The following is an 8,409-nucleotide window of genomic DNA, read 5'->3' as shown; positions in this document are numbered from 1 at the left end:
CGCTCGGCCGCGAGGCCGTCGATGAGCTCGATCCGCACGTCGTCGCTCAGGGTCTCGTCGTCCCAGGTCGCCGTCACCCGGGCGTGCCACTCGTCGGTCACATCTCTCCTCGATGAGTGAGGGGGACGGATGCCGCGGCATCCGTCCCCCTCACGATGTCGTGCGTCGCGCGGCGCTCACTCGGCGTCGGCGTCGGTCTTCTTGGTGCTCTTCTTGGCCGAGGACTTCTTCGCCGGAGCCTTCTTCGCGGGCTCCGCAGCGGCCTCCTCGGACTCGATCACGGTATCGGCGTCCGCCGCGGCATCCGCGATCTCCTGCGCCTCCTCGACGACTTCTTCTTCAGCCGCGGCCTCGTCCTCGACGGCGACGAAGCCGGTGAGGTCGACGGGCTTGCCGTCGGTGTCGACGACCGTGACCTTGCCGAGCGCGACCGCGAGGGCCTTGTTGCGCGCGACCTCGCCGATGACGGCGGGCAGCTGGTTGCCCTCCTGCAGTGCGCCCACGAACTCCTGCGGCGCCATGCCGTACTGCGATGCGGACTGCACGAGATACTGCGTCAGCTCGTCCTGCGAGACCTGGACGTTCACCTGCTCGGCGATCTTGTCGAGGAGCATCTGCGTCTTGAACTGCTTCTCACTCGCCTCGGCGACCTCGGCGCGGTGCACGTCGTCCTCGAGGCGGCCTTCGCCCTCGAGGTGGGTGTGGACCTCGTCCTCGATGAGCTGCGGCGGGACGGGGATCTCGACCTGCGCGAGCAGCGTCTCGATGAGCTTGTCGCGCGCGGCCGAGCCCTGGGTGAACACCGACTGCTGGCCGACGCGCTCCGCGATGCTCTCGCGCAGCTCAGCGATCGTGTCGAACTCGCTGGAGATCTGCGCGAAGTCGTCGTCGGCCTCGGGCAGCTCGCGCTCCTTGACGGCCTTGACGGTGACAGCGACCTCGGCCTCTTCGCCGGCGTGGTCGCCGCCGACGAGCTTCGAGCGGAACGTGGTGTCCTCGCCCGCGGTGAGCGACTCGATCGCCTCGTCGATGCCCTCGAGCAGCTCGCCCGAGCCGATCTCGTACGAGACGCCCTCGGCGCGGTCGATCTCGGTGCCGTCGATCGTGGCCACAAGGTCGAGTTCGACGAAGTCGCCGGTCGCGGCGGGACGGTCGACCGTCACGAGCGTGCCGAAGCGGCCGCGCAGGCGGTCGAGCTCCTCGTCGACCGCGGCCTCGTCGATCTCGACGGCCTCGACCTCGACCGTCGTGCCCTCGAAGGCGGGCAGCTCGAAGTCGGGACGCACGTCGACCTCGACCTCGACCTCGAGGTCGCCCGAGAAGTCCTTCTCGTTCGGCCACTCGGTGACCTCGGCCGAGGGCCGGCCGAGCACGCGGAGCTCGTTGGCCGCGACGGCCTCGCGGTAGAACGTGTCGAGCCCCTCGCTCACGGCGTGCTCGAGCACGGCGACGCGACCGATGCGCTGGTCGATGATGGGTGCCGGAACCTTGCCCTTGCGGAAGCCCGGGATCTGCACGTCCTGAGCGATGTGCTCGTACGCGTGCGTGATGCTGGGCTTCAGCTCCTCGGGGCTGACCGTGATGTGCAGCTTCACCCGGGTCGGGCTGAGCTTCTCGACGGTGCTGTTCACCATGCCTGTTCGTTCTCCTCTATCGGACCGCGCGCGGGCGCGGCTGGGTCAAGTCTGGCTTCCGGGATTCTGCGGGCCGTGATGTCGGGGCGACAGGATTTGAACCTGCGGCCTCCCGCTCCCAAAGCGGGCGCTCTACCAAGCTGAGCTACGCCCCGGGCGGGTTCGCACGCGTGCGCGCGCCTTTCGGCCCCGAGAAGTCTAGCCGACCCGCCGCAGCCCCGCCTGCGCGGACTCGTCAGTCGCGGCCCGTTGCATCTGCTCGCGCTTGCGCCAGTTCGCTCCGCGCGCTGCAGCTCGCTCCGCGCGGCGCTATCGTTTCCGGCGCTCGCTGCGTCTCGCGATGCAGCCCGTGTCGCGAAGTGCCGCCCACGCCGTCCGGGCGTCGGTTCGAGCCCGCGCGGCTTCGTGACATAGAATGACGGATGCCGCTGCTCGCCGCTGCGGGGATGTAGCTCAATGGCAGAGCCTCAGTCTTCCAAACTGATGGTGCGGGTTCGATTCCCGTCATCCCCTCCGATGCCCGCCTGGGCCGATGGCTCAGGACCGCCTGTGCCCGTCGACCTCACCGGCGATACGGCTCGTCGCCGAGGGGCAGAGGGTTTCCGTCTCACGCACCGCCGGCCATTCCGATTTTGGCGGCTTCTCGTCGAGCAGGCTGACGAACCCGCCATCCTCCCGGTTCGCGAACACCCCTCGGGCACGACCGCCCGATCCCGACGCCGGTGTCGCCGGCGCTTCGACGGACCATCCCTCCCGATGCCAGACACGCGGCTCCCAGAGCCGCCAGTGGACCCTGACGCGCATTCACGCGATTTGCGCTATGGCTTCGGCGCTGGACGAGGCCAGACTGGAGTCGGCACCGACCTACGCCCTCAGGAGCCGTGATGAGCACGCCGACCTCACCGTCCGGACGCGTCAAGCCGCGCAGGCTTCCACGGAGGCCGGCATCGAGCCTCGCCGAGAAGTGGACGAACGTCGATGGCGTCGACGTCTTCTACCGCGAGTCGCCGAATCCTCCGGAGGACGCGCGCGTGATGACGCACGTGCACGGCTTCGGGCTTTCGGGGCGGTATCTGCTGCCGACGGCCGAGCGACTGGCGAGCGAGTTCCACACCTACGTGCCCGACCTCCCGGGGTTCGGCCGCAGCGGCAAGCGACGGGGCATGCTCGACATCCCCGACCTCGCGCAGGCGGCCCGCGGCTTCCTCGACGACCGCGGCGTGGCGCGTGCCACGCTCGTGGGCAACTCGATGGGCTGCCCGGTCATCATCGAATTCGCGCACACGTACCCCGAGCGCGTCGATCGCGCGGTGCCGGTGTCACCCGCGGGCGGCCTCTACAACCAGCCGCTGCGACGGGCGATCCGTCAGCTGGCGGCGGATGCGACGCGAGAGCCGACGAGGATGGCGGGCGTCGCGGTGCCCGACTACGTGCGGTTCGGCGTGCCGAGCACGATGCGCTTGTTCCGTGCGCTGACGCAGTACCCGTCGCTGCGGCGCCTGCTCGAGCTGCGGATCCCGACGCTCGTGGTGCTGGGCGAGCGCGACCCGCTGCTCCCGCACGCGCATCGGGTGGACGAGGTCGCGAGCCAGACCGACAGCCACGTGCTCGTGGTGCTGCTGGAAGGCGCCGCGCACGCGATCAACTTCAGCCACCCGGATCAGCTCGCGCACGTCATCCGTCTGTTCATGGACGACCAGCCGATCGTCAACGACCCCATGTGGCCGGGCCACGTGCGGCTATACGAGGTGCACCGCGGCAAGCACCACCCCTCGCCGCGGGGCTGAACGTCAGTCGGCCTCGAGCACACGGCCGAAGGACTCGGGCAGCACGACGTTCTCGGGTACGCCGGCGAAGAACCGCGCGACCTGCTCGGGCGTGTAGCCGGCGATGCCGCAGCCCACCTCGGTCATGAGGAACCGCAGCTCCGGGTGCTCGCGCGCGAAGTCCACGAATCGCGCCGCCTGCTCGGCGAACACCTCCAGGCCCGACATCGTGTCGATGCCGTACGACTGGCCCTGGAGTCCCTCGGATCGGCCCCAGACCGCCCCGAAGCGCTCGTACGCGAACCGGGCTGCTCCCCCGCCATGCGCACCGCTCGCGTTCGATCCGAAGACGAACACCTCGTCCGGTCGCAGCTGCTCGATGCGCATCGCCATCACTCCTGGGGAGCGGCCGTGGTGTGCTCTCGGACGTGCGCGAGGTAGTGCTCGGCGTTGCGCAAGAGCGCCGCCCGCTCGTCGTCGGTCAGCGACCGACGGACCTCGCCCGGCACGCCCGCGACAAGCGAGCCGTCCGGGATCTCGGAGCCCTCGAGCACGACCGCGCCGCCCGCGATGAGGCATCCGGAGCCGATCCTGGCGTCGTTGAGCACGACGGCGCCCATGCCGATCAGCGAGCCGTCGCCGATCGTGCATCCGTGCACGACCGCGTTGTGGCCGATCGAGACGTTCTCGCCGATGACGACGGGCCGGCCGGCGTCGACGTGGATCGAGACGTTGTCCTGCACGTTGCTGTTCGCGCCGACCGTGATCGTGTCGCCGTCGGCGCGCAGCACGGCGTTGTACCAGACGCTCGCGCCGGGCCCGAGGGTCACTCCCCCGACGATTCGGGCGCCCGCCGCCACGAACGCCGTCTCGTGAAGATCCGGCGTGCGGCCCGCGGCCGACAGGATCGATGCCTGCGGTGCGACGGTCATGGTGTGACTCTCCTCGCGAGGGCGGTCTCGATGGCTTCGGTGTACCACGGTGCGAGCGTATCGGCGAAGGTCACCGTGAGGTGGTCCTGATCGCGGTACACGTTGGCTCCGCCCACCACGGGCTCGCACACCTCCGCACTGCAGAACACTTCGGTGAAGTCGAGCAGGGTGACGCCGTCGATTCCGGATGCCGCGTCCCGCAGCGGGTCCTCGGCCACCAGCACGTCCGTCTTCGGCGCATCGCACTCGGCGACATCGCGGGTGCGCAGGCACTTGTTGGGGTCGGTCTCCCACACCGGGTTGTCGACCACGGAGATCACCGGGATGCCGCGGTCGAGCACTGTCGACCAGGCGTCCTGGTAGCCCGCGACGGCGGCGTCATGCGACGACGGATACCCCGCCGACGAGTACGGGGTCGTCGCGATCGCCGCGGTGAAGACCGCGTCGAGGTCGGCGTCGTCGATCGCGGACTGCACGCGATCGCGCCATTCGGTGCACGCGGCGCCGAATGCTCCCGGGGTCGCGAGAGGCGTCGTGTTCCACGGACAGGCGCCCTTGAACCACGTGACCAGGTGCCAGCCGTTGTCGTCGGCCATGCGCTGGAACGTCGAGAGGAGCTGGTACGCATGGCTGTCGCCGATCAGGGCGACCCGCGGGGCGTCCGGCTCGTCCGAGCCGAACTCGCACGAGACCGGCCGTGAGTCGGTGAGCTGCACGAAGCAGCGCTCGTCGCTCGGCCGGTCGATGCCGGCGAACCCGGGGGCCGGCAGGATCGTGCCGGCGAACTCCGCGTCGGCGCACGACGGGTCCAGGACGGATACCGCGCCGAAGCACTCCGGTGGATCCTGCTGCAGCTGCGCGATGTCGCGCGTGCCCTGGCTGTACAGGGGTGCGTTCACGAGCCACGCGGTGCCTGCGACGAGCGCGACGACGATCATCGCGGCGAGCGAAGACCACAGCGTCACGCGGGCCGGACGCGAGGTGAGCACCTTCCAGCCGCGCACGGGATCCTCGACGAAGCGCTTTGTGAGCCACGCGAGCACGAAGCACAGCACGAGCAGCGCCACGCGGTGGTAGATGGTGAGACCCCAGAAGGGCACCGACGGGGCGATGATGATGAGCGGCCAGTGCCACAGGTAGAGCGAGTAGGAGATGTCGCCCACGAACTGCGCCGGTCGGATCGAGAGGATCCTCGTCGGGTACCACCAGCGGTCGGCGTTGGCCGCCGCGATGATGGCCGCCGCGCCCAGCGTCGGGAGAATCGCGTTGTAGCCCGGGAACGGCGTCTGCCCGTCGTAGGTGAAGATCACGTAGACGAGCACGAGGATGCCGCCCCAGCCGAGCACGAAGCTGCCGATCGCGTTGCGCACTCGCAGCAGCGGGATGAGGGCGACCATGGCGCCGACGCCGAACTGCCACATGCGGCCGAAGGTGACGAAGTACGCCGGGGCGGGATCGGTGATCGTGAACACGATGCAGAACGCCAGCGACGCCACCGACACGATGCCGAGGGCCACGATCACTGCGCGACGGCGGCTGCCGCGCAGCCACTTCACCGCGACCCATGCGGCCAGCAGCATGATGAGCGGCCACATCACGTAGAACTGCTCTTCGAGCGACAGCGACCAGTAGTGCTGCACGGTCGTCGGGTCGCCGGAGTGGTTCAGGTAGTCCGCCGAGTTCAGGGCCAGGTACCAGTTCTCGACGTAGAACGTCGACGCGAGGATCTCGCGAACCTCGTTCGGCAGCGCCGAGGTCGGCATGAGGTAGGGCGACATCACCACGACTGCGCAGAACAGCAGCACGAGGAGGGATGCCGGCAGCAGGCGGCGCGCGCGCCGTGCCCAGAACTGACCGAGCCGCACGGTCCCGGTCGCGCTCAGCTCGCGCATGAGGTGCGACGTGATCAGGAAGCCCGAGATGACGAAGAAGACGTCGACGCCGATGTAGCCGCCGGTCACACGACCGGGCCAGAAGTGGTACAGCACGACGGCGAGCACTGCGATCGCGCGCAGCCCCTGCACGTGCGGGATGAATCGCGACGGCTCGGCGTGCTCGGGAGAACGATCGCTCGGCTCGCGGGTCACTGTCTGGGCAGGCACGCGCAGATTCTGCGGTCCGAGGTCGTGGTCGGCGGAAGGCACGAATCGACGTTAGCCGGTCTTGCCAGGGTCCCCGGCACCGGCCCCCGGGAAACCCTGTTTAGCCCAGCCTTCGCTTGCTTGCGGAATGTCGCGCGCTGAGTAGCGTTGCACGTGACGGAGGGCGAACGCCGATCTGAGCGAACCCCTCCCCCGATGGAGGCGAGAGACATGACGACGACCAACACGATTCCCGCGACCGCAGCCAACCCCGATGCGGCCGCCGCCAGCGCACAGTTCCTCACCCCCGTGGTCCTGGGCTTGCAGGCTCTTGCGGTCAACGGCAAGCAGGCGCATTGGAACGTGCGCGGCGCCAACTTCATCGCGATCCACGAGCTGCTCGACACAGTGGTGACGCACGCGCAGGACGGCGCCGACCAGGCCGCCGAGCGCATCGTCGCCCTGGGCCTGCCGATCGACGCCCGCGTGAGCACCGTGGCGGGCAGGACACCGGCGACGGCGGTACCCGCCGGCTTCACCCAGTGGGACGCCCTGATCCGCAACGTGATCACCGACATGGACGCGGTCATCGCAGATGTCCAGGCGGCGATCGACGGTCTCGACGAGTTCGACCTCACCAGCCAGGACATCGCCATCGGCATCAAGGAGTCGCTCGAGAAGGACCGCTGGTTCCTGTTCGCGCACCTCGCTGAGTGATCCAGGACTGATCCGGACAGAAGACCCCCGGCGCTTCGCCGGGGGTCTTCTGCGTCAGTGCTGCAGGAAGGCGAGCACCGCGAGCACTCGCCGGTGCTCGGTGCCGGACTCCTCCAGCCCCAGCTTCGAGAAGATCGCGCTGATGTTCTTCTCCACCGCACCGACGCCGATGAAGAGGCGCTCGGCGATGCTGGCGTTGCTGCGGCCCTCGGCCATCAGCGTCAGCACGTCCCGCTCGCGAGGCGTCAAGGTCGAGAGTGGATCCGGCCTCGACGACAGGAGTCCCTGCACGACGAGCGGATCGAGCACGGTGCCGCGTTCACGCACCCGGCGGACGGCATCCGTGAACTCATCGAGCGACGTGACGCGGTCCTTCAGAAGGTAGCCCACCCCGCCTTCGCCGCCGGCCAGCAGCTCACGGGCGTACACCCCCTCGACGTACTGGCTCAGCACGAGGATCCCGACGTCCGGGAGCGCGTCGCGCAGCGCGAGCGCCGCACGGATGCCCTCGTCGCGGAACGCCGGCGGAAGACGCACGTCGAGGATGGCGACATCCGCCGCCGCCGCGCGGACGCGCTCGACGACGCCGTGCGCATCGCCCCAAGCCCCTGCGGTGACGTATCCCGCCTCGTCGAACAGCCGGATCAGCCCCTCGCGCAGGAGCACCGAGTCCTCGAAGAGGACGACTCGGAGGGGTCCGGATTCGATTGCCGCAGCCACCTCCTCAGGATACGGATCGCTCACATCGCACCTGCCATCAGCGGGATGTGCGCACCGACCGACGTGGGCCCGCCGGGGGGGCTCGTCATGACGAGCGTGCCGCGCAGACCGGCGAGGCGATCCCGCAGTCCTTCGAGGCCGTGCCCGACTGTGAACACCGCGCCCCCGCGACCGTTGTCGACCACCCACACGTCGAGATGCGTCGGCGCGCCGCTGGGCGCGCGCCGCAGCGACGCCTTGAGGGTGACGCCGCTCGCACCCGAGTGCTTGACCGCGTTGGTCATGAGCTCGGCGACGACGAAGTACACCGTTCGTGAGATCTCCTGGCCCACGGCACGGTCGATCGCGGTCTCCACGTCGACCTGCACCGCCAGCGGTGAGGTCGTCGCCAGGGCATCTAGCGCCGCGGCGAGCCCGCGGTCCTGCAGGAGGGGCGGAGCGACGCCGCTCGACAGCGCCCGCAGCTCGTCGAGCGCGGCCTTCGCGTGACCCCGGGCATCGCGCGCGAGTTCGGCTGCGGCATCCGCGTCGCCGGACTCGGCTCGGCGCTCCAGCGCCG

Annotated in this window: 8 protein-coding genes and 2 tRNA genes; 3 read left to right on the top strand and 7 right to left on the bottom strand. The window is 69.5% G+C overall.

Annotation, left to right across the window (positions count from 1 at the left end; translation table 11 throughout):
• Positions 1-176: 176 nt before the first annotated feature.
• Positions 177-1,634 (bottom strand): trigger factor, encoded by a 1,458-nt coding sequence (gene tig / locus EIO58_RS08610; protein WP_127819183.1) that lies wholly within the window; start codon positions 1,632-1,634, stop codon positions 177-179.
• 81 nt (positions 1,635-1,715) lie between these two features.
• Positions 1,716-1,789: transfer RNA gene (locus EIO58_RS08605), tRNA-Pro, on the bottom strand.
• A 287-nt stretch (positions 1,790-2,076) separates the two neighbouring features.
• Here EIO58_RS08605 and EIO58_RS08600 point away from each other — a divergent pair.
• Positions 2,077-2,147: transfer RNA gene (locus tag EIO58_RS08600), tRNA-Gly, on the top strand.
• 371 nt (positions 2,148-2,518) lie between these two features.
• On the top strand, positions 2,519-3,421 hold the full coding sequence (locus EIO58_RS08595; protein ID WP_127819182.1) for an alpha/beta fold hydrolase: 903 nt from the start codon (positions 2,519-2,521) through the stop codon (positions 3,419-3,421).
• Positions 3,422-3,424: 3 nt separating this feature from the next.
• On the opposite strand, the gene EIO58_RS08590 is transcribed toward EIO58_RS08595, so the two are convergent.
• From EIO58_RS08590 to EIO58_RS08580, 3 genes are read right to left on the bottom strand one after another with little or no spacing between them, the layout of a single operon-like run.
• Positions 3,425-3,793 (bottom strand): A1S_2505 family phage non-structural protein, encoded by a 369-nt coding sequence (locus EIO58_RS08590; RefSeq protein ID WP_240658655.1) that lies wholly within the window; start codon positions 3,791-3,793, stop codon positions 3,425-3,427.
• The gene (locus EIO58_RS08585) at positions 3,793-4,332 is read right to left on the bottom strand and encodes a gamma carbonic anhydrase family protein (protein ID WP_127819180.1); all 540 of its coding nucleotides are present in this window, start codon (positions 4,330-4,332) and stop codon (positions 3,793-3,795) included. The genes EIO58_RS08590 and EIO58_RS08585 overlap by 1 nt, the downstream gene beginning before the upstream one ends.
• On the bottom strand, positions 4,329-6,476 hold the full coding sequence (locus tag EIO58_RS08580; protein WP_127819179.1) for an acyltransferase family protein: 2,148 nt from the start codon (positions 6,474-6,476) through the stop codon (positions 4,329-4,331). The genes EIO58_RS08585 and EIO58_RS08580 overlap by 4 nt, the downstream gene beginning before the upstream one ends.
• Before the next feature lie 168 nt (positions 6,477-6,644).
• Here EIO58_RS08580 and EIO58_RS08575 point away from each other — a divergent pair, with 168 nt between their 5' ends.
• A complete protein-coding gene (locus EIO58_RS08575) occupies positions 6,645-7,130 on the top strand; it encodes a Dps family protein (protein WP_127819178.1) in 486 nt (161 codons plus the stop codon).
• Positions 7,131-7,184: 54 nt separating this feature from the next.
• Here EIO58_RS08575 and EIO58_RS08570 read toward each other — a convergent pair whose 3' ends face one another.
• A complete protein-coding gene (locus EIO58_RS08570; protein WP_240658652.1) occupies positions 7,185-7,850 on the bottom strand; it encodes a LuxR C-terminal-related transcriptional regulator in 666 nt (221 codons plus the stop codon).
• Positions 7,851-7,870: 20 nt separating this feature from the next.
• Positions 7,871-8,409 (bottom strand): sensor histidine kinase (locus EIO58_RS08565; protein WP_446723911.1); only part of this gene is annotated, 539 nt, incomplete at its 5' end.

Source organism: Microbacterium sp. CPCC 204701 (genome assembly GCF_004010105.1).
Lineage (GTDB): Bacteria > Actinomycetota > Actinomycetes > Actinomycetales > Microbacteriaceae > Microbacterium.
The sequence above is the reverse complement of the archived record's forward strand: the minus strand, read 5'-3'. Positions and strand labels throughout refer to the sequence as shown.

Excerpts from the sequence above, each read along its gene's own strand:
- tig (WP_127819183.1), bottom strand. The coding sequence starts at position 1,634 with ATGGTGAACAGCACCGTCGAGAAGCTCAGCCCGACCCGGGTGAAGCTG.
- EIO58_RS08595 (WP_127819182.1), top strand. The coding sequence starts at position 2,519 with ATGAGCACGCCGACCTCACCGTCCGGACGCGTCAAGCCGCGCAGGCTT.
- EIO58_RS08590 (WP_240658655.1), bottom strand. The coding sequence starts at position 3,793 with ATGGCGATGCGCATCGAGCAGCTGCGACCGGACGAGGTGTTCGTCTTC.
- EIO58_RS08585 (WP_127819180.1), bottom strand. The coding sequence starts at position 4,332 with ATGACCGTCGCACCGCAGGCATCGATCCTGTCGGCCGCGGGCCGCACG.
- EIO58_RS08575 (WP_127819178.1), top strand. The coding sequence starts at position 6,645 with ATGACGACGACCAACACGATTCCCGCGACCGCAGCCAACCCCGATGCG.